General features: G+C 41.8%; 20 protein-coding genes. 13 read left to right on the top strand and 7 right to left on the bottom strand.

The window, feature by feature from the left end; translation table 11 throughout:
• Positions 1–75: 75 nt before the first annotated feature.
• Positions 76–1,047, bottom strand: coding sequence for an octaprenyl diphosphate synthase (gene ispB / locus QL229_RS01420; protein ID WP_135926126.1), 972 nt, complete (start codon positions 1,045–1,047; stop codon positions 76–78).
• A 410-nt stretch (positions 1,048–1,457) separates the two neighbouring features.
• Here ispB and rplU point away from each other — a divergent pair, with 410 nt between their 5' ends.
• The 5 genes from rplU to QL229_RS01395 all read left to right on the top strand — a co-directional run bounded on the left by rplU (position 1,458) and on the right by QL229_RS01395 (position 4,368).
• The gene (gene rplU / locus QL229_RS01415; RefSeq protein ID WP_036965957.1) at positions 1,458–1,769 is read left to right on the top strand and encodes a 50S ribosomal protein L21; all 312 of its coding nucleotides are present in this window, start codon (positions 1,458–1,460) and stop codon (positions 1,767–1,769) included.
• A 16-nt stretch (positions 1,770–1,785) separates the two neighbouring features.
• On the top strand, positions 1,786–2,043 hold the full coding sequence (gene rpmA / locus QL229_RS01410) for a 50S ribosomal protein L27 (RefSeq protein WP_054551015.1): 258 nt from the start codon (positions 1,786–1,788) through the stop codon (positions 2,041–2,043).
• 154 nt (positions 2,044–2,197) lie between these two features.
• A complete protein-coding gene (gene cgtA, locus QL229_RS01405; protein ID WP_135926125.1) occupies positions 2,198–3,352 on the top strand; it encodes an Obg family GTPase CgtA in 1,155 nt (384 codons plus the stop codon).
• A gap of 67 nt (positions 3,353–3,419) precedes the next feature.
• Entirely contained in the window at positions 3,420–3,911 is a 492-nt protein-coding gene (folA, locus tag QL229_RS01400) for a type 3 dihydrofolate reductase (protein ID WP_168246750.1), read from the top strand.
• 79 nt (positions 3,912–3,990) lie between these two features.
• Entirely contained in the window at positions 3,991–4,368 is a 378-nt protein-coding gene (locus QL229_RS01395) for a DUF3718 domain-containing protein (RefSeq protein ID WP_135926124.1), read from the top strand.
• Between the two features lie 155 nt (positions 4,369–4,523).
• On the opposite strand, the gene QL229_RS01390 is transcribed toward QL229_RS01395, so the two are convergent.
• The gene (locus tag QL229_RS01390) at positions 4,524–6,098 is read right to left on the bottom strand and encodes a methyl-accepting chemotaxis protein (protein ID WP_199527379.1); all 1,575 of its coding nucleotides are present in this window, start codon (positions 6,096–6,098) and stop codon (positions 4,524–4,526) included.
• Positions 6,099–6,252: 154 nt separating this feature from the next.
• Complete coding sequence (rsuA, locus tag QL229_RS01385; RefSeq protein WP_235383326.1) at positions 6,253–6,951, bottom strand: 16S rRNA pseudouridine(516) synthase RsuA; 699 nt, start codon at positions 6,949–6,951, stop codon at positions 6,253–6,255.
• Between the two features lie 58 nt (positions 6,952–7,009).
• Between rsuA and zapE the strand changes: the two genes are divergently transcribed.
• Positions 7,010–8,122 (top strand): cell division protein ZapE, encoded by a 1,113-nt coding sequence (zapE, locus tag QL229_RS01380; protein ID WP_281546426.1) that lies wholly within the window; start codon positions 7,010–7,012, stop codon positions 8,120–8,122.
• Between the two features lie 60 nt (positions 8,123–8,182).
• On the opposite strand, the gene QL229_RS01375 is transcribed toward zapE, so the two are convergent.
• On the bottom strand, positions 8,183–11,203 hold the full coding sequence (locus QL229_RS01375; RefSeq protein ID WP_253038237.1) for a TonB-dependent receptor: 3,021 nt from the start codon (positions 11,201–11,203) through the stop codon (positions 8,183–8,185).
• A 330-nt stretch (positions 11,204–11,533) separates the two neighbouring features.
• Here QL229_RS01375 and QL229_RS01370 point away from each other — a divergent pair, with 330 nt between their 5' ends.
• Positions 11,534–13,663 (top strand): winged helix-turn-helix domain-containing protein, encoded by a 2,130-nt coding sequence (locus QL229_RS01370; RefSeq protein WP_281546425.1) that lies wholly within the window; start codon positions 11,534–11,536, stop codon positions 13,661–13,663.
• Here QL229_RS01370 and QL229_RS01365 read toward each other — a convergent pair whose 3' ends face one another.
• Together QL229_RS01365 and QL229_RS01360 are read right to left on the bottom strand one after the other, a co-directional pair.
• The gene (locus QL229_RS01365; RefSeq protein WP_054560998.1) at positions 13,664–13,993 is read right to left on the bottom strand and encodes a 5-carboxymethyl-2-hydroxymuconate Delta-isomerase; all 330 of its coding nucleotides are present in this window, start codon (positions 13,991–13,993) and stop codon (positions 13,664–13,666) included.
• Between the two features lie 10 nt (positions 13,994–14,003).
• Positions 14,004–14,591, bottom strand: a complete 588-nt coding sequence (locus tag QL229_RS01360) for an outer membrane beta-barrel protein (RefSeq protein WP_135926119.1) — start codon at positions 14,589–14,591, stop codon at positions 14,004–14,006.
• Between the two features lie 103 nt (positions 14,592–14,694).
• Between QL229_RS01360 and QL229_RS01355 the strand changes: the two genes are divergently transcribed.
• From QL229_RS01355 to QL229_RS01330, 6 genes are all read left to right on the top strand, one after another.
• Complete coding sequence (locus tag QL229_RS01355; protein ID WP_135926118.1) at positions 14,695–15,165, top strand: CreA family protein; 471 nt, start codon at positions 14,695–14,697, stop codon at positions 15,163–15,165.
• Positions 15,166–15,168: 3 nt separating this feature from the next.
• Positions 15,169–15,951, top strand: a complete 783-nt coding sequence (locus tag QL229_RS01350) for a hypothetical protein (protein ID WP_135926117.1) — start codon at positions 15,169–15,171, stop codon at positions 15,949–15,951.
• Between the two features lie 6 nt (positions 15,952–15,957).
• The gene (locus tag QL229_RS01345; RefSeq protein WP_138557008.1) at positions 15,958–16,578 is read left to right on the top strand and encodes a LysE family transporter; all 621 of its coding nucleotides are present in this window, start codon (positions 15,958–15,960) and stop codon (positions 16,576–16,578) included.
• Between the two features lie 7 nt (positions 16,579–16,585).
• Positions 16,586–17,101 carry a gamma-glutamylcyclotransferase family protein gene (locus tag QL229_RS01340; protein WP_235383330.1) on the top strand — a complete coding sequence of 172 codons (516 nt, stop codon included), beginning with the start codon at positions 16,586–16,588 and terminating at the stop codon, positions 17,099–17,101.
• Positions 17,098–18,645, top strand: a complete 1,548-nt coding sequence (locus tag QL229_RS01335) for a serine hydrolase (RefSeq protein WP_135926114.1) — start codon at positions 17,098–17,100, stop codon at positions 18,643–18,645. Before QL229_RS01340 ends, QL229_RS01335 begins: the two co-directional genes overlap by 4 nt.
• A gap of 68 nt (positions 18,646–18,713) precedes the next feature.
• Entirely contained in the window at positions 18,714–19,634 is a 921-nt protein-coding gene (locus tag QL229_RS01330) for a histone deacetylase family protein (protein WP_135926113.1), read from the top strand.
• On the opposite strand, the gene QL229_RS01325 is transcribed toward QL229_RS01330, so the two are convergent.
• Positions 19,631–19,924: a hypothetical protein gene (locus tag QL229_RS01325; protein WP_135926112.1), complete on the bottom strand. Its 294-nt coding sequence runs from the start codon at positions 19,922–19,924 to the stop codon at positions 19,631–19,633. The genes QL229_RS01330 and QL229_RS01325 overlap by 4 nt on opposite strands.
• Positions 19,925–19,995 lie beyond the last annotated feature (71 nt).

Below are 19,995 nucleotides of genomic sequence, written 5' to 3'. Positions count from 1 at the left end.
ATAGGTGCTATTAAAGCACCTAAAACAAAAAAGCCTGCATATGCAGGCTTTTTTAATGGCTCGAATAAATAGCGTTTAATGATCGCGGGCAACGGCGATGCGTGCCAAGCTCTCTAATGCTTGCTTGTATGGCGTTTCTGGTAAAAATGCAATACAGGCGATGGCTTTATCTGCCTCTTGCTCTGCCTTTTGCATTGTAAACTCAAGTGCTTTGGTATCAGCTAACGCCTCAAGAATGCTGTCTAGGTGATCCATACCATTGCCAAGTTCAATTGCTTCACGAACGAGCTTGATTTGCTCTGGCGTGCCTTTTTGCATGGCATAAATAAGCGGTAAGGTAGGTTTACCCTCGGCTAAATCATCACCAATATTTTTACCAAGTTGCTCAGCATCGGCGTTGTAATCAAGCACATCATCAACAAGCTGAAAGGCTGTTCCTAAATGCATGCCGTAAAGGTTTAATGCCTCAAGCGTTTTATCATCTTGTTCAGTGATAATTGCTGCAAGGCCTGTTGCTGCTTCAAATAACTTAGCTGTTTTGCTGTAAATGACCTGCATATAGCTTTGTTCTGTAGTGTCAGGATCGTTACAGTTCATTAGCTGTAATACTTCACCTTCAGCAATGACATTCGTTGCATCAGCTAAAATTTCCATGATTGGCATTTTACCAAGACCAACCATCAACTGAAATGAGCGTGTGTAAATAAAATCACCAACTAGCACGCTAGCGGCATTGCCAAACTCAGCATTTGCTGTAGGCGTACCACGACGTAAATGTGACTCATCAACAACATCATCATGCAGTAAAGTTGCAGTGTGAATAAATTCGATGATAGTGGCCAGTGTAATGTGGTCTTTACCTTCATAGCCTAAAGCTTTTGCTGCTAAAATGGCCAACATAGGGCGAACACGCTTACCACCGCTGTTTACTATATATAAACCGAGTTGATTGACCAATGCGACATCTGAGCGCATTTGGGCATGTATAAGTTGATTGACGTCATTCATCTCATGATCGATTAACGTCTGGATAGCTTTTATATCCATTGATCTCCGAGCCAATATTTATGGGTATACGAGGCTGATTGTACAACAAAAAAAGCACTTGCTCGATATTTTGTGCTGATTCAGTAAAAAAACACTGTAAAGTTTTTTATTTTAAATCAAATTTGAACAGTTAATTGTAGTTGTTTGGTTGAATAGTAAACATACTTGCATTTATTTAACGGCGCTTTTGACGTGTTAATTTAATTGTCATGAGATCGTAAAAACCGCTTGGCATACGGTGTTTTTAGGATAGAATAAGGAAAAATATTGAATTGCTCTCAATGCAGCTATTTTTTATTCATTTTATAGCAAAAGAGGCTTGCTAGTTTTTGCGCATTAGCGTAAACTTCGCGCCCTATTGAAGAATATTTTAGTTGCGTCGATTTGAGGGCGCACAGACGGAGTTAATTATGTACGCGGTTTTCCAAAGTGGTGGTAAACAGCACCGTGTGACTGAAGGTCAAACAATTCGTCTTGAAAAATTAGACGTTGAAACTGGTGCAGCAGTTGAATTTGATTCAGTACTTTTAGTTGCTGATGGTGAGAAAATCGAGATCGGTGTACCGTTCGTAAACGGTGGTAAAGTAACAGCTGAGGTTGTTTCACACGGTCGCGGTGAGAAAGTGAAGATTGTTAAATTTAGACGTCGTAAGCATTCTCGTAAGCAAATGGGCCATCGTCAATGGTTCACTGAAGTTAAAATCACTGGCATTAGCGCTTAATTAGAGGTACTGAGAAATGGCACATAAAAAAGCAGCTGGTAGTACTCGTAACGGTCGCGATTCAGAAAGCAAACGCCTAGGTGTTAAGCGTTTTGGTGGCGAATCAGTTCTAGCGGGTAGCATCATTGTTCGTCAACGTGGTACTCGTTTCCACGCTGGCGCAAACGTAGGTATCGGTAAAGACCACACTATCTTCGCAAAAGCAGATGGTAAAGTTCAATTCGAACAGAAAGGTCCTTTAAACCGTAAATACGTAAATATCGTAGCTGAGTAATCATCTCGATATTTGAAAAACCCCGCCTTTGCGGGGTTTTTTGTTTTAAGGCAAATAATAAGGCGTGTAAATATATATCTAAGCTAAGCCTGCAATCAGAAGGGCTTAGGTATATAATAGAGTTATTAACAAGCCAATCTTAAAGTGAGTAATCATGAAGTTTGTAGATGAAGTAGAAATTCGTTGTGACGCGGGTGATGGCGGCAGCGGTGTCGTATCTTTCCGACGTGAAAAATATGTACCAGACGGCGGTCCTGATGGCGGCGATGGCGGCGATGGCGGCAGCGTTTATCTACAAGCCGATGAAAACTTAAATACCTTAATTGACTATCAATTTGAGCGTTTTCATAAAGCAGAGCGCGGCACAAATGGCCAAAGCCGTAACATGACAGGTAAAAAGGGCGCTGATTTGACGCTTAAAGTACCTGTAGGTACGCGTATCACTGACGTTGACACTGAAGAGTCACTAGGTGATTTAACTAAACATGGTCAAAAAATTGTAGTTGCGAAAGGTGGTTTCCATGGCTTGGGAAATGCACGTTTTAAATCAAGTACTAACCGCGCACCACGTCAAAAGACACTAGGTACACCTGGTGAAGTTCGCAGCCTACGTTTAGAGTTAATGTTACTTGCAGATGTTGGCTTACTTGGCTTACCAAATGCCGGAAAATCAACGTTTATTCGCAGTGTTTCAGCAGCGAAACCAAAAGTGGCGGATTATCCGTTTACGACGCTAATTCCTAACTTAGGCGTGGTTCGTCCTGATGCAAATAAATCATTTGTGATTGCTGATATTCCTGGTCTTATTGAAGGGGCTTCAGAAGGTGCAGGCCTTGGTATTCGCTTCTTAAAGCACTTAGAGCGTTGTCGTGTATTACTACACATTATTGATATTATGCCAGTTGATGGCACCAACCCTGTTGATAATGCCTTTGCAATTATTAACGAGCTGCACCAATACAGCCCTAAACTTGCAGAAAAGCCGCGTTGGTTAGTTTTCAATAAGATTGATTTATTGCCGGAAGATGAAGCTGAAGCGCTATGTAATGAGATTGCTCAAGAGCTAGGTGAAGAAACTAATGTTTACCGCATCTCTGCAGCGAATAAGCAAAATACCCAAGCATTATGTCATGACATCATGGCGCTGCTTGATAGTATGCCGAAAGAAAAATTCGCTGAAGAAGAGAAAGAAGAAGTTGAATTTAAGTGGGATACTTACCATCAGAAAGCAACATCTCAAGACGATGATGATTGGGATGACGACTGGGACGATGATGACTACGATGTAGAAGTTATCTACCAACGATAAAATTTGAAACTGAAAAGGAGCCATGCGCTCCTTTTTTATTAATAAGAAAAAAGTATTAAGGTTTAGTGTGAAAATTTCAATGATTGCTGCTATGGCAAATAACCGAGTAATAGGTCAAGACAACCAAATGCCATGGCATTTACCTGCCGATCTGCAACACTTTAAAAAAGTAACCATGGCAAAGCCGGTGATCATGGGGCGTAAAACGTTTGAATCAATTGGTCGTCCATTACCTGGCCGTCAAAACATTATTATTACTCGTAATGCAGATTACAGTGCACAAGGCATTGAGGTAGTCACTTCGCCTGAGGCAGCCTTGGCATTAGTCGCAGATGTTGAAGAAGTCATGATTATTGGTGGCGGAAATATCTACGAACAGTTTTTACCTCAGGCCGAGCGATTGTATTTAACGTTCATCGATCTTGAAGTTGAAGGTGACACTCAGTTTCCAGATTACGAAAGTGTTGCTAATTGGACGGTTGCTGAGCAAGAACAGCATCAGCCTGATAACAAAAACCCTTATTCGTATACCTTTGTAACCCTGTATAAAAATTCGTAACATTATTGCGGTAAAACTAATTGGTTGGTATAATAATGTCCGATATTTCTACGAAGAAAGTATTGCATAAGGGCAAAATATGATGAAGTTATCTAACTTATTACTCGTGGCGGCAGTTGTTTCGGCTTCGGTTGCGTATACCGCACCAGCGAAAGCTGATGACCAATTAGCTGTATCTATCTGTGAATATATCGCGGCAGATGATAAAAACCGTTTACGTGATAAGCTTAAGAGCTCACGTGTTAAAATTCGTAACATTTTTGACGCTGTAAAATGTAATGGTAATAATATGCTTCGTCATGCTATCGAGAGCGGTGCTGCTGATACTGGTGAGTACATTGTTAAGAACTTATCAAAAAGCTCTTTAGAAGATGGTGCTGACATCGCATGGGCTGAAGCAAATGGCCATGGTGGTTCACCACTAATCGCTGTTATTAAGGACCGCGCAGGTCTTTAATACTAAAAGTAAACATATTTTGAAAAAACCGCACAGAGTGCGGTTTTTTTATTTGTATTATGCCAATACGTAATAATGCTTAATCATGCTGAGACAATAAAAAGAGTAAGCCCAGCGATAGGCTAGGCTTTAGTCAACATTCGTGTTTTTAATCGTTAACTAAACTTATCAGTTTCCTTTTCTAAATCAGTTGTTAGACCTTTAATTAGGTCAGTTGCTGTGTGCGCTTGATTAGAAACATCTGCCGTTTGTGATGCTGTATCAGAGATGATAACGATACGTTTGGCAGTGTCTTCGCCTGCATCGAGCTGTTCTTTAGCGGCAATTGCGATTTGGTCGCTCATTTGTGCTATGGCACTTAGTGAGCTGGCAACACGCTTTAACTCATCATTGGCTTTTGTGGATTTTTGCACGGTTTGTTCACTGGTTGAAATACTTAGCGAGACAGCAGATTTGGCATCCTGAGTTGCTGCTTGTAACTTGCCAATCATATTACGTATTTCTTCTGTGCTGGTTTGTGTGCGCTGAGCAAGTCCGCGAACTTCGTCGGCAACCACAGCAAAGCCTCGCCCTTGTTCGCCGGCGCGCGCAGCTTCTATTGCCGCATTAAGCGCAAGTAAGTTAGTTTGCTCAGCAATACCTTGAATAACGCTGAGCACATTTGCGATGTTATTTACTTCATCATCAAGCACTTGAATATTATTACCAGCGCTGTCAATTTGTTGCTCTAAAAGCGCGATAGTGTCAGCAGCCTCGCTGGTTAAGTGGCTGGCACTTTGACCTTGTTGCTCCGCCTCTTGCACTGAGTAAGCCGCTTGTTCTGCATGTTCAACAACTGTTTGCGCCGAAGCTGTTAACTCAGTGATAGCAGAAGCAACCATTTGAGTTTCTTCGTTGAGGCTACGAGTAAGTTTATCGAGCTCAACAGAGCGTGATTCGTTATCAACACTTTGGTTCTTTAGGCTATCTGTAACGCCTTTTATACCGTCCACAACGCCACGTAAGCCTTGCTGCATGTAATGCATAGCAGCAATAATGCTTTCAGGTGGGGCATCTTGGCGAATATGTGAGTTTAAGTTGCCGCGAGAAACGTTTTTAACAATACCAATTACTTCGTCAATTTCGCCGCCTAAGGCATTGGTGAGTGATGAGCCAAAGCGAGCAATAGCAAAAGTAAGTGCAATAGTGATGAGCATTGATAAACCCAGCAACCACTTTGCGGTATTCCAATAACGTTCATCAACTTCCTTGGCGCTAATGCCTGTACCAACATACCAGCCAAACAGCGGTGTTTTTTGTACTACAGAGGTTAAATCAACGGTTTCTCCATCTCGCACTGAATCCCAGTGATAGGTGATGATTTTATTGGTTGTATTACCCACGAGGTTTTCGACCATACGGCCGATGCTGTTGCCACTGGCATCTTTAAAATCGTTAAAGCTGGTGCCGTGCAGTTCAGGGTCGTGAGGAGTCGCAACAAAATCTAAGTTGTTGTCGACAACATAAACATATTCTGATTCGTGGTATTTATTTTCACGAAGCACCTGAATAGCGAGTTGTTTTGCTTGTGCTTCTTCGAGTTGATTGTTTTTAACCATCAACTCAAATTGCTCAACAATATTGGTGGTGCTCTTCATGAGCTGGTTGATACGCGCGATGTTGTCGCTTTCGCTGGCATGGCGTAAAGATTGTAAGCCAAGTAAAGCTATCGCAGATAACGCAATAAACATAGCGATAGCAAATAAGGTGATTTTTGTTTTTAAAGCTAATCCTGATAACACAGTCAGCCTCCTTTATTATTTCCCCTTATTACTTCTACCACGTTTGTATTATTTTATTAAGTAAAAATGACAGCGTTATCATGATATTTGCTCAAGTACCTATTTAGAGCTTCAGTTCGGCTTCTGTAAGCGCTCGATATTCACCGCTTGCAAGGCTTTCGTCGAGGGTGATGTCAGCTATTTTTTCACGATGTAATTCAACAACTTTATTACCTACAGCGGCAAGCATTCGCTTAACTTGATGGTATTTACCTTCGCAAATAGAAAGGCGTAAGCTGTAGCTTGCAAGTTTTTCAACAATAGCAGGGCGAGTTAGCTCTTTTTCGTTGTGCAATTGCACCCCTTGCTCTAACGCCGCAATTGCCTCGTCTTCAATAGGTTCTTGAGTTTCAACTAAATACGTTTTGAATTTGTTATGCTTTGGCGCAGTAATTTTATGCGACCAGTCGCCGTCATTAGTGATCAGCACTAAACCTGTGGTATCGATATCTAATCGACCTGCAACATGAAAGTCGCTCATGTTTGGCTCATCGATTAAATCAAATACAGTAGGGTGAAGGTCATCTTTATTAGCGCATACATAACCTGCAGGCTTATGTAGCATGTAGTAGCGTTTACCTAAAAATACTAGTGGCTCACCTTGCCAGCGAATATCATCATCTTGTGTTACAGACAAATCGAATGAGGTAATCACCTCACCATTAACAGTGGCGTATTTGCGTTTAATACCAGCTCTGGTCTTACTGCGCGGTAACTCAGCAATATGGCTAATAAATTTATCTAAACGGCATGGAAATTTCATTGGGATCACATTTTTAGTCAGCTACAATGGCGGCGAGTATAGCGGATACTAGTTACCTATGACAGTACAGCAAGGACAAATATTACAGCACTACCAAACAGAGATAGCGAATGGCAACTTAACTGAGGATGTCGCTCAAAGAGCAGCTATAACCGCACTGGATCAGTTATCACAATTGCTAACTACGCCAAGTCATTGGTGGCAAAGAGCAAAGCCGATTAAAGGTGTGTATTTGTATGGCTCTGTTGGTCGCGGTAAATCAATGCTAATGGATATATTTTATCAACGAGTTAGCATTGAGGGTAAAATCCGTTTGCATTTTCACCATTTTATGAAGCAAGTGCATGAGCGTTTAAGTGAGTTGCAAGGGCAAAAAAATCCGCTAAATGTGATTGCTAAAGAATGGGCAGAGCACATTCGCTTGATTTGTTTTGATGAGTTTTTTGTGTCTGATATTGGCGATGCCATGATCTTAGGTGGCTTATTTAAAGCCTTGTTTGCGCAGCAAGTCGTGTTAGTGGCAACGTCGAACTGCCAACCGGAACAGTTGTATCGTAATGGTTTACAGCGAGCTCGCTTTTTACCCACTATCGATTTATTAAATAATCATTGCCATATTCTGAGTGTTGAAGGCCATACAGATCATCGCTTTCGCTTTGGTAAACAAACCGAACATTACTTTATTGATAATAAAGAGGCGCTAACAGAGCGCTTTTTAAAACAAGAGCAAGCAATACAGAGGCAAACAACGATAGAGGTTTGCCATCGCAAGCTTAGCTGTGTAATGCAAGCTCAAGACGCCATTATGTTTGATTTTATGACACTTTGCTCAGGACCCAGAAGCACCGCGGATTACATTTATTTGGCAGAGTGTTTTCAGCGTGTTTATTTACTCAATGTGCCGGTAATGGGGCGTGGAGCAACGGGAAAACAAATTGTGCATGGCATTGAAGATAGTTATCAGCGAGAAAAACAGGATTTACAAGAACACTTTTTAGATGATGAAGCACGGCGCTTTATTGCTTTAGTTGATGAGTTTTATGATCGCAACCGATTACTGGTGATCTCGGCCGAGGTCGGTATAAGTGATTTATATCAAGGACAAAAGCTGGCATTTGAGTATGCACGTACCGAGTCTCGACTAGTTGAGATGCAAAGTTGGAAAAGATAAAAGGCGCATTTTAAATGCGCCTTTGTTGTCAGCCTAGCTGGGGATCTTCATATGAAACGGTTAAAAGCTATATTGAGCACCTACATACACGTAGCGACCAGCACCACCGCCGTATGCGCTATAGTAGTTACCACGGCCATATGGATAAAAGTCACCTTTATTATCAAACACGTTATTTACACCACCGAATACGCGCAGTTGGCTCTGTTCACCAAGTGACATGGTGTAAGACGCTGAAAGGCTGTGCTTTAAGAACGAGCCATAATCTTGATAAGCAAGTTTTTCTGGGTTACTGATACAGGTATCTTCACCAGCCTCACAGCGGGCATCGTTTTCGGCAATATACTCTTGATAGTCTTCTTCAAGACTCTGGCTTGCTTTAAACGAGCCTAAGTAATTTGTGCGCCAGCGAATACGTAAGTTATCGTTACGCCATGTAACTGACATTGATGCTTTATCTTTGCTGCTGCCATAACCTGCGTAGTGACTGGTTACCAAGCTGCCATCAAGGCCTTCATAAGTTTGCGAGTTTTCGATTACATGGTTGTAATCTAGTTTAAACGACAACTGACCCAGGTTATCTAAGTCTAATTTGTACTGTGCAACCACGTCATAACCGCGCGCTGTTAGCTCATCGAGGTTATATTGGCGTTGTAAGATTTTAATAATATTACCTTCGCTGTTACGGGTAATGTCATTACAAAATACGTTGTCTTCGCCCCATGCTGCTTCTGAGTTGTAGCACTCACGCATGATGTTTTCATTACTGATCTGCGAAATCGCATCAACAATGGCGATATCATAGTAATCAACGGCAAGATTAAAGTTTTCTAAAAAGGTTGGAGCCACTGTAACCCCAAAGGTATAGGTATCAGCGGTTTCTTCTTTTAGGTTTTCGTTACCAGTACCCGGTGAATAGCTGTTGTTCTCATCGCTAAACTCAAAGTTAGGATCAGCCGCAAGTTGTGCAGCTAATGTAGGCTCCTTACGGCAGTTATCGTGACCTGGTTTAGTCGATGTTGCCGTTAAACCATCACAAATATCATCATAGCTGTCGTAATCGCCACGTGGAGGTGACATAAGCTCGGTGATCGTTGGCGCACGTTGAGCACGGGCGTAGTTTGCTCTAAATGCATAGCCTTCGATTGGCTCCCAAAATACACCTAGCTTGTAGCTGGCAACGGTGTTGACGTTTTCCATGCTGTAGTTAGCTAAACGTAATGAAGTTTCTGCGCTTAAGCTTTTTGCTAAAGGAGCATCTTTTAACAGTGGGATCGCAAGCTCTGCAAAGGCTTCGTAGACTTCAACTTCACCATAAAAATTTGGTACATAGTTAAAGGTAATACCGCCAGCTTTCATGTCATCGCTGGTTGATAAGTCTTGGCTGTCTTTACGGTATTCGCCACCAAATACTGCGGATACTGAGCCTGCTGGTAATTCAAATAAATCACCCGTTATGTAGCCAACCACACCGTATTGCTTTATTTCGGTATCAATAATTGGGTTAGTGCGGATCCAAGCGGCCATCTCTTCGGTGATAGATCCCTCACCAAATAAGTTAATTGGCACACAGCCTTCAGCACGAGCTGCTTCATCAATACATTGAATGGTGCCATCCGCTAACTGTTCAGCTTGCAAAGCTTGATTAAGTTTTACGGTATTTAATTCATTGCTGCGAATTTGGTGCTGGGTAAAACGACCATAACTTGCAGATAGATCCCAGTCCCACTCATCGTTAAATAATGTGCCTTGGAGACCTGCCCAGCTACGAATCGTTTTACGGGTATTATCTGTGCTGATATTACCAACTTCGCTGAAGCGGCGATCCCAATAAATGCGATCTTTATATGGGTTGGCATCGAGGATTTCTTGCGGCACATACGGGTTGTCGATTGGGATATAGCCCGGTGCTACATCTGCAAGGGGCTCGCCAGTAGTAGGGTCGTAACGTGGTACATACGCACCTTCGTATTCATCTTCAGGCGACTTATTGTTAAACGAGCCACTTTCGCTGTATTGAACTTGTGCGTAAAACATCACATCGTCAGTTAAGTCATAATCAATTTTAACTGCCGCAGACACGTTATCGCTTGGAACATCAAGCATGACGTATTGATTTGAGTTAATACCGTAAATTTCTTCATTGCCTTTCCAGTCATCACGTAGAGTTTGACCGTCATACCAAAACTGCGTGTCGTTGCGGCTGTTTTCTAAGAATACACCGCCCGGAATACCATCACTTTTGCTAACCCAGTCAGCTTGTGTGATGTCACGCATACATTGATCGCCATCTGCTGTTTGCATTACATTACACATGCGATCTGGATCGTAATCGTAACTATCTTCAATTTGTGCGCGTTTACGATCGTAAAAAGTCATACCAAAATCACGGTCCCAGTTGGCACTGAAATAAGCGTAGCCACGCTCATTAGCAAACGAGGTACCGTAGTTTAAATCAAGGGTAAATTCTTTACCGCCGCCATCAGTGGTTTCACCTGTGTTCGCTTTAAAATCAAAGCCTTCTTTTTTTGATTGGGTGATAATATTCACCACACCTGCTACGGCATCAGCACCATAGGTTGCCGATGCACCGCCACTGATTATCTCCACGCGCTCTACCATGCCGCTTGGAATGGTATTTAAACTAACATAGTTGCCGCTGTAGCTATTTGATACAACACGACGGCCATCAATCAGTGTTAGAGTGCGGTTAGCACCTAAATCTCGTAGTTCGACGGTAGATAACCCCGTTGCTGAAACACTTGATTGGCTGGTGGTGTTACCTATGCTCTCACTTAGAGCTGGCATGTTATCAACAAGAATATCTGATAAATTGGTTAAACCGGTATCGGCAATGGCTTCACGGTCCATTGTGACCAGTGGTGTAGGAATTGAAAAGCTATCACGCTTAATACGCGAACCCGTTACAACAATTTTTTCAGGCTCTTCAGTTTGTTCATTAGCTGTTGGGGTGGTGTTGGCGGTGCGGGCAATCTCAGCTTCATTGGCAAATGCATGTTGGCTAAAACCACTGGCAACAGCAAGTGCAATAGCACAGGGTTTGGTTAGTAGATTTCTCACAGGTGTTCCTAGTTGTTTTATTTTTAATTTTTAGAACCAGAGTGATGCTCTTTTTAAGGGCAGTTAAAATTTACAGTGAGCAACACTCTGGCTGGTCGGTATTGACGTAAAAATATTTATAGAAATGTGAACTTAACTACAATCTTAGGTGGCTCGTTTATGTCTCTATTTTATATCTACTGAATATCTATTCATTTAAAATCAGCGGCTTAAGAAATGGTCATTGTTAACTGTTTTGCAACGTTAAAGCTGGTGAAAGAAACGCTTTTAAGATAAATTGATAGGGCTTTATACTGCTGTACTTCTAAAATGGGGTTTTATTTAGAGTTAATGGAAACATCTAATCGCGCGTATCGGCTGGGTTCTTGTGTTATTAACCCACTCGAAAACAAACTTAACTGTAATGGTATTGAACAGATACTACAGCCTAAGTTTGTTGAACTATTAGGGTGTTTAGTCGCACGGTATCCTGAGCCCATCACACGCGAAGAGCTTATTAATAATGTGTGGGATGGTAACTTTTATGTTGGTGAAAAAGCCTTAACAAATGCTATTTGGCATCTACGAAAAGCATTTAAAGAACTCGACCCAGAACAAACTTACATAGAGACACTACGTAAAACGGGCTATCGTGTTTTGTTAAAGCCTGAGCCAATAGATACAGCTGATAAAGAAAAGTCAGTGGGTATTAGCATCACTACTGCGCAAATTCGTCAGCTGTTTGTGGCAATGTGTGTAATTAGTCTTGTGGTAATGTATTGGCTGTTCTCTTCGCCTGCAACGCAAACTAAGTCAAGCTTTGTGTTACCGCTTAATAGCATCGAAAGTGTTACTGCAAGCCCAGGTCGCGAGATTTACCCTTCAATTTCTGATGATCAGCACTATTTGGTGTATTCATGGCGACAACTTGGTAAACCAAATAACTTATATTTACGCGATTTACATTTTCCTGAGCATCCAGCCAAGCAACTAACTGACTCTCCTTATACAGAAGGGCGCTCTGTGTTCAGCCCAGATGCAAATACTTTGTACTATTACCGCATGGGGTCTGATGTCTGTGAAATTGTTAAGTTGTCTTTGATTAATGCCACCAGTGTCGTATTAGGGGAGTGTAGTAATAAATATCCGACTGATCTCGATATTAGTAGTGATGGTAAAACCTTAGTCTATATTGCTGATCACACCACGCAATCAGGTGACTATGTCACTCGTATCAAACTGCTCGATTTACAGGCAAAACAAACAAGTGAAACGTTTATTCCTTGTAATGATGACTGCGAAACTGTGTATGAGTCTGTGTCGTTTTCGCCAGATGCACAGCGAGTTGTGGTTACGCGTAATGTTAAAAACAACCAAAAAGCGCTGTTTTTAATTGATGTAAAAACAGGGCAAAGCCAACGCCTAACTCATGATTTTGTTGATATTCATGGTGTAGATTGGCATCCATCTAAAGCGCAATTGGCGTTTAGTGCAGTTGAGGGTGGCAAACGTTATGGCTACTTCTACGATATTGATAATCAAACCCTAATCAACACGCAAATCGCTGGCATGAGCTCACCTAACTACAGTAGCGATGGCAGTGTTTATTATCATCAGTGGGATTTAGATAAGGTGATCACGCGTCTGAAAATAGACGAGCAAGTGGCCAGTTCACCGTTTTCTATGTTATCGACCAATTTTAGCTCGCTATTCCCAGAATATAATCAGCAGCAAAACAAACTGCTGTATGTGTCGAATGAATCGGGCAGTTCACAGCTTTGGATTGTTAACCCCGATAGCAGCTCGCGAAAGCAGCTTACTGACTTTGCACATAACACGGGGGAAGTTCGTGATCCAACCTGGTCAGCCGATGGACGCTATATTTTGTTTTCATTGTATGACAATGGCAGTACCCACTTATATTTTTATGATTTCAAAGTAGAGCAAAGCCAACAAATCAAACTGCCATTTAGTCATGCTGTTAAACCCAAGTTTAGTGCTGATAGCCAGCATATTTTAGTCTCTGATGGAGACTATCTTTACCGTTATGACTTAACAGCAAAAAGCTTCGGTAAAGCAGTTGAAGTGCCAGCGCAGTATGGTGTTGAAACACAAACAGGTGATATTTTATTTACTAACTCGCGCCATGCTATTTGGATTAAACATCATGATACGGGTGTAGAAGAAATGCTGGTGAATGATATTAAATTAGCGCGCAGTTATGCCTGGTTGCTAGTGGCAAAGAATGCTTATCATGAGGGACGTATTTATTACTATAAAGAACGCTTAGGTGATTACCGTATTAGCTACTATGACTTAGCAAGTAAGCAGCATCATGATTTAATTGCTTTACCAGAGCGTGCTTATAGTCGCTCATCGGGCCTGACCTACATACCCAATGAGCGTTGGCTGGTTTACACTGCGTATTTATCGCCTGAGATAGAAATCAAGCGCTTACCCGCAGCCTATTTACCAAAGTAATTAACACTTACGGTAGATATCAGCATCCATATCGTAAATATTAACGCTTAGGCTATAGGAGCGGCGACAGTATGTTCTTAAGCAACTTAGTAATTGCTCACTGAGCATTTGCTTTTGCTCTATGGTTCTGCCTGCCATAATTGATGCGCCGATGTGAATAAAGCCATCTTTGCCTTCACCTAATTCGTAATGCTGATAAGCAATTGCACGAGTCTTTATGGTCGAAAGCTCAAATAAGCCAGAGTCAAAAACGGCTTGGTGAACTTTTTCAACTAACACTTGTGGCAGAATTGGCAAATCTTCTGAGTGTTCTATAACAATGTGCGGCATGGGGTCTTCCTTAAAAGCGGTAACTAAAACCGATGTTTGTCTGAAATTGGTTTAACACATCACCATCAAAGTGCCATAGACATTGATTGTCTTCTGATGTTGGTAAAGTGCACGATACGTTACTTGCATTATTTACAATAGTTGCCAGCCAGCGAGTTTCAACATAAACCCGTGCTTGTTCAGTAAATAAATAATCGACGCCTGCATAAAGGCCCGAGGTAAAATACGTATCTGAGTCGGCAAAGTCAGTGCTTACGTGGTTTGCGCCAATTTGGGCGCCAACAAAGCTAACCACACGATTAGCCAGTGGCACTTCTATGGCACTTTGAAATAGCAGGTATTGCATCTCGACTTGCTTGTTGGTTTGGTCTTTCATATCAAGCTCGGTTGCCGAATAGAAGAAGCCATAGCGAGCATTATCAATGGTTCTATCGAAGCTGACAGTAAAATGGCTGTCATCCTCAAGCTCAATCTTTAGATTTTCTTCGGTTTGCACCGAGTTAGTAAAGTTTTTGCCGAAACCGGCGCTAATTGAGTAGCCAGCTTGAGCTGTACTACTTAAGAACATGAAACACAGTAAACCAAGCGATTTTTTCATTGTTTAGGTGCTCGTTGTTGAAGATATTTTGAGATAGTATTGAAACATAGCAAGCAAATCGTTGTAAACGGACAACTATCGCTTTTTAATAAGGAACACTAGGATGAAGTTACTAAAATTAGCCGGACTTACTGCGTCACTTATTTTGTTGAGTGGCTGCTCGGATGATGCTGCTTCGGTAAGTTTAGGGTTATTTACTACAAAAGACATTAAAGTAGTATCACAACAAGACCCAATTATTAGCGGTGTAACCTGTCACATCAGCCACATTGAAGCCAACCTAGACTTTGCTGATCCTTCTGATATGTCTATTGCCTGTCGTCAAACAGGGCCTATTACAGCGGAACAATTACAAAAAATAGATCGTAGTAAATCGGGTGAGGTGGTTTTTAAATCATCAAAAAGTATTTTATTTAAGTCGTTAAAAGTGCGCCGTATTTATGATGCGCCAACACGTACACTTTTATATTTGTCGTATTCAACAAAAGAATCAAGTGGCAGTCATCATCATGCTTTATCAACAGTGCCTTTGTATAACACTGATGCATGGCAATGGGCACAATCACAAGAGTAATTTATGTTAGCGTTATTTAAATCAAGTCCCCTTATTGATGAGCAAGAGCAGCAGTGGCTAATTGATACCTTTTTGTGGGCTGTTGAGCACTTTGATAGTGATTATTTTTTAAAGCATACGAAAATCATTTTACCTAATGGGCAGTTCTTTCCTGATAGGGTATCGAGTGTAGCCGAAATGGCTGAAAAGGTATTTAGTCGGGTGGTTGATTATGCGGGTATGCAGGCGTGGCCAATTAACTTGGTTGCACCTTCTGGGCTGACACCTCAGGTGTTTCCACACTTCGAATTTTTAGACGCAATACGCGGCGAAAATGTACAGTTGATCGTTCCTGCAAATCATCACGTGAATATTTCATATAACCCGAACCAAATAAATCAGCCACAAGATTTAGTCGCTAGTTTTGCAGGGACATTAGCGACGATTTTGATTCACCATGTGGGTGTGTTACCACCCGGCGGTAAAGAGTATTTACCGCAGGCAAGTGATGCGTTGGCATGTTATTTAGGCTTTGGGGTGATGATGAGCAATACGGTGTATCAATTTAAAGGAGGTTGTGGCTGCGGTTATAACCCATATGCTAATCGTCAAGCGGCGCTGACTGAGCCACAAACGCTGTTTATGCATGCGCTGGTTACGCATTTTAAAGGGGACAGTCAGTCGAAGACGTTTTTAAAGCCACATCTTCGCAGCCAATATAAAAAAGCGCAAAAACAAATTAAAGCTCTCATGCATGACAGTGCTAATCCTATGTTATTGGCATTAGATCAAAAAGCGATAGGGTAAGTAGTTGTGCAGTATCTAGATGAGTTTTTATTGATTGCCATTGCCCATTTTTTTGCGGTAGCCAGTCCTGGACCTGACTTTGCGATAGTGCTTAAGCAAAGTATTCAGCAAGGACGTAAAAATGCACTTTGGACTAGCGCTGGTGTTGGCGCAGCTATTTTGTTGCATATTGCCTACTGTGTATTAGGTGTAGCGTTAATTTTATCGCAGTCGCCTAGCTTATTTATGGCTTTAAAATACGTAGCGGGGGCTTATCTGGCTTACTTAGGCGTACAAGCTTTACGCAGTGCCAAGCCGAGCGATAGTAAACAGCAACCCCTTGCTCAGGCTGAGCCAGAATCGGTGTATAAAGCATTTCGACGCGGGTTTTTTACCAATGCACTTAACCCTAAAGCAACCCTGTTTTTTATGTCGTTATTTACCCTCGTAATTAGCCCTGAGACACCCGTTTTAGTACAAGCTGGTTATGGCTTATATATGGCTATTGCAACTTGGCTATGGTTTTCATTTTTATCTTTGGTGCTATCAAAAGCATCGGTTCGTTCATTTTTCTTAAAAAGCGGGTACTGGTTTGATAGAGGCATAGGTATTGTGCTTATTGCGTTAGCTATTCGCGTTGTTGTGTGAGGTGACTATGACTATTTATAACTTTTCATTTGGGTCAAATATGTCTTCGAGCCGTTTGCTTGCAAGGCTTCCAGAAGCAAAGCGTATTGGCACAGCTATTTTAAAAGGCTATGAGCTTACGTTTGATATGGTCAGTACCGACGGCTCTGCAAAGTGTAGTATTCGCGAAACAGATAATACTGATGCCTTGGTGTATGGCGTGGTATATCAGCTCAATGAGATGGAAAAGTCGATTCTTGATGAAATTGAAGGCCCGCGTTATGACTGTATAGATATCACCGTTGAGCTTATTGATGGCGAGCGTGTATCAGCTCATTGCTACATTGCCAATACCGTTGATGACTCACTTTTACCATTCGACTGGTATCTTCAGCATGTTCATCGCGGAGCGCTTGAAGCGGGCGTACCAAATCATTACAGTGAAGCAATACTCGCAAGACAAAGTTGCGATGATCCAGATAAAACCCGGGCAGCGAGAGAATTCGCTATTCACAACAATAAAAATCACCAAGGGACATTATGATATTCCGTAAATTAGCCGTTGCAGCGGCATTGTTATCAAGCTGTTCATTTTACAGTTATGCCGACATTGATACTAAAAAAATAGAAGACGTTATCGAAACCTCAATGGCGCGTTTTGATGTGCCGGGTATGGCAGTGGCGATTGTTGAAAATGATAAAGTCGTGTTAGCAAAAGGCTTTGGTATCGCAAACCTTGATACTGGTAAAAAAGTGAATAAAGATACCTTATTTGGTATCGCGTCAAACACCAAAGCATTTACTGCCGCAGCGTTAGCTAAATTGATTGATGAAGGTAAGCTCAGCTGGGATGACAAAGTAATCGATCACTTACCTGAGTTTCGTTTATATGACCCTTATGTAACCCGTGAAATGACCATTCGCGATTTATTAAGCCATCGCAGCGGATTAGGTTTAGGGCAAGGCGATTTAATGATTTGGCCTGATACTGACAAATCAATTGATGAAATTATTGCGGGCCTTAAGTATTTAAAACCGGCGAGTAGTTTTCGTAGTAAATACGCGTATAACAACCTGATGTTTGTAACCGCAGGTGAAGTGGTTGCGCGTGTATCTGGTATGAGCTGGAATGATTACATTGAGAAAAATATTCTCGAGCCACTCGATATGAAAAACTCACGTGCAGGTTTTTCACGCATTCCTAGTAGTAATAAAAACTGGGCGACGGGCCATATTCCAATGGATGGTCAATTACATCCATTTTTTGTGAACTACCTTGAAGATTTCCGTGGTGCAGGTGCAATCGCTTCTAGTGTGAGCGATATGAGCCAATGGCTACGCACGCAGCTTGCGCATGGTAAAATGCCAAATGGTCAGCAGTTATTCACTGAAAAGCAGCAACAACAAATGTGGCACCCGCACATTACCTCACTGGCATCAAAAAGCGCTTACGAAGCTTATCATCAACAATTTAGAGGTTATGGTTTAGGCTGGAGCATTGAAGACTTTCACGGTATTAAAAAACTGGGTCACGGTGGCGGCATCTTAGGCATGGTGTCTCAAGTGACGCTACTACCAGAGAAAAACCTTGGTATTGTTATTCTAAGTAACCAGCAAGCATTTAGTGCGCTATCTGCGGTGACCTATGAAGTGCTCGAAGATGCGTTAGATCTTGAAGACAAAGATTGGGTCGAAGAGTTGGCTAAAAAGCATTTCGAAAACAAAGAAAAAGCGTACGCAAATGCAAAACCAGAAACGCCAGCAGATTATCAACCAAAACTGCCAAACATCAACTACACAGGCACACTACATGACAACTGGTATGGTGATGTGGTCATTGAAGAATTAAATGGTCAGTTACGTATTGATTTTACTCATACAAAGCGTTTGAAAGGCCAGCTTGAGCATTACACCGGCAATACCTTTATTGTTAAGTGGGATGAAAAGTTACTTGAGGCCGATGCCTTTATTGAGTTTCAAATGAGCCCAGATAACCGTGTGAGTAGTGCGAAAATGCGGGCTGTCTCTACTGAAGTAACTGACTTTAGTTTCGATTTTAGAAATCTAGAGTTACACGCTAAAAAGTAAACAAAAGTCGCAAAGCCACCATCAGGTGGCTTTGTTATACTGGGGGAAAATAATCCAAGGAGTGTATTATGAGAACGGCTGTAATAACTCACCCATTTTGCCGTAAGCATAAAATGATTGACGATCACCCTGAATGTCCAGCACGCTTAGATGTGATCACAGACCGTTTACTCGCCAGTGGTGTTGATGTTGCAATTACTCACTTACAAGCTCCTAAAGCTACCCGAGACGATTTTTTACGTGCTCATGACGAATCTCTCGTTAACCACGTCGAGCAGACTATTCCTGATGAAGGGCTCGCTGAATTAGACGGCGATACTTGGTTATGCCCAGATTCAATGAAAGCAATTGAACGCGCTGTAGGCGCTGGATTATTAGCGGTTGATGAAATTCTTGCTGATAATCTCGACGCGGCTTTTTGCTCCGTTAGACCGCCAGGCCATCATGCAAACCGCAGCACCTCTGCAGGGTTTTGCGTTTTTAATAATCTAGCCATTGCGGTGAAATACGCGCAAAGCAAAGGCGTTAAGCGCATTGCTATTTTGGATTTTGATGTACACCACGGTAATGGTACCCAAGATATCTTTTTAGATGACGACAATGTGTTGTTTTGCTCTTTGTTTCAACATCCGTTTTATCCTAATACTGCCGTTGAAAATAATGCGACTTTAGTTAATTCGCCGCTGCCGATAGCCAGTGATGGTAATGATCTTAAAGCTGTTTACCTTGAGCAGTGGCTACCAAAACTTAATGATTTTAAACCTGAACTGTTGTTTATTAGCGCCGGTTTTGATGCTCACTTAGAAGATGACATGGCAAGCCTCAAATTTGTTGAAGACGATTACGCATGGCTAACTACGCAACTTGCTGAGTTTTGTCAGCAGCAAGAATGCAAGGGAATTGTTTCGTTTTTAGAGGGGGGCTATGCCTTATCAGCCCTTGGTCGAAGTGCCGTGGCGCATATTAAAGCGCTGGTGGACGCACCTTAATCTGCCAGCATCGCAAAGGCTTGCGTTGCAGTAAGCCTAGTTACTTTACTTAAACAGCACACACCTTCTTGTGCTAGATGCTCAGTCACTTTATTAGCAAGCTCTACGTCAGTTAACGCTTTAACACTTTCTCCCTGCAAGTTGACATAGTGCCCTGTTGCTAAAAGTATCCTCGCTTCTTGTTGCTGCTCTTCACTTAAACCATAAATAAAGCTTTCTATATCGGCTTCATCTTCAACTAATGCCAATTCATTAGATGAAAAAATTATCTTAGGAAAAGATGTGTGCATTTATTGTCCTGCGTCAAAGTTGCCAAGGATGAAATGATTATAATTGTCAGTCCATGCAAGAACTAGGATTA

The sequence above is a fragment of the Pseudoalteromonas sp. PAR1 genome (assembly GCF_947311895.1).
Taxonomy (GTDB): Bacteria; Pseudomonadota; Gammaproteobacteria; order Enterobacterales; family Alteromonadaceae; genus Pseudoalteromonas; species Pseudoalteromonas lipolytica_C.
Note: the sequence above shows the minus strand (reverse complement) of the source record. Positions and strands in the feature narration are given on the sequence as shown.

What these genes read in the sequence shown, in the direction of transcription:
- QL229_RS01390 (WP_199527379.1), bottom strand. Translation starts at nt 6,098, where the DNA reads ATGTTTATTGCGTTATCTGCGATAGCTTTACTTGGCTTACAATCTTTA.
- zapE (WP_281546426.1), top strand. Translation starts at nt 7,010, where the DNA reads ATGACAGTACAGCAAGGACAAATATTACAGCACTACCAAACAGAGATA.
- ispB (WP_135926126.1), bottom strand. Translation starts at nt 1,047, where the DNA reads ATGGATATAAAAGCTATCCAGACGTTAATCGATCATGAGATGAATGAC.
- QL229_RS01395 (WP_135926124.1), top strand. Translation starts at nt 3,991, where the DNA reads ATGATGAAGTTATCTAACTTATTACTCGTGGCGGCAGTTGTTTCGGCT.
- QL229_RS01370 (WP_281546425.1), top strand. Translation starts at nt 11,534, where the DNA reads ATGGAAACATCTAATCGCGCGTATCGGCTGGGTTCTTGTGTTATTAAC.
- cgtA (WP_135926125.1), top strand. Translation starts at nt 2,198, where the DNA reads ATGAAGTTTGTAGATGAAGTAGAAATTCGTTGTGACGCGGGTGATGGC.
- rsuA (WP_235383326.1), bottom strand. Translation starts at nt 6,951, where the DNA reads ATGAAATTTCCATGCCGTTTAGATAAATTTATTAGCCATATTGCTGAG.
- QL229_RS01335 (WP_135926114.1), top strand. Translation starts at nt 17,098, where the DNA reads ATGATATTCCGTAAATTAGCCGTTGCAGCGGCATTGTTATCAAGCTGT.
- QL229_RS01350 (WP_135926117.1), top strand. Translation starts at nt 15,169, where the DNA reads ATGTTAGCGTTATTTAAATCAAGTCCCCTTATTGATGAGCAAGAGCAG.
- QL229_RS01330 (WP_135926113.1), top strand. Translation starts at nt 18,714, where the DNA reads ATGAGAACGGCTGTAATAACTCACCCATTTTGCCGTAAGCATAAAATG.
- rplU (WP_036965957.1), top strand. Translation starts at nt 1,458, where the DNA reads ATGTACGCGGTTTTCCAAAGTGGTGGTAAACAGCACCGTGTGACTGAA.
- QL229_RS01365 (WP_054560998.1), bottom strand. Translation starts at nt 13,993, where the DNA reads ATGCCGCACATTGTTATAGAACACTCAGAAGATTTGCCAATTCTGCCA.
- rpmA (WP_054551015.1), top strand. Translation starts at nt 1,786, where the DNA reads ATGGCACATAAAAAAGCAGCTGGTAGTACTCGTAACGGTCGCGATTCA.
- QL229_RS01325 (WP_135926112.1), bottom strand. Translation starts at nt 19,924, where the DNA reads ATGCACACATCTTTTCCTAAGATAATTTTTTCATCTAATGAATTGGCA.
- QL229_RS01360 (WP_135926119.1), bottom strand. Translation starts at nt 14,591, where the DNA reads ATGAAAAAATCGCTTGGTTTACTGTGTTTCATGTTCTTAAGTAGTACA.
- QL229_RS01355 (WP_135926118.1), top strand. Translation starts at nt 14,695, where the DNA reads ATGAAGTTACTAAAATTAGCCGGACTTACTGCGTCACTTATTTTGTTG.
- QL229_RS01340 (WP_235383330.1), top strand. Translation starts at nt 16,586, where the DNA reads ATGACTATTTATAACTTTTCATTTGGGTCAAATATGTCTTCGAGCCGT.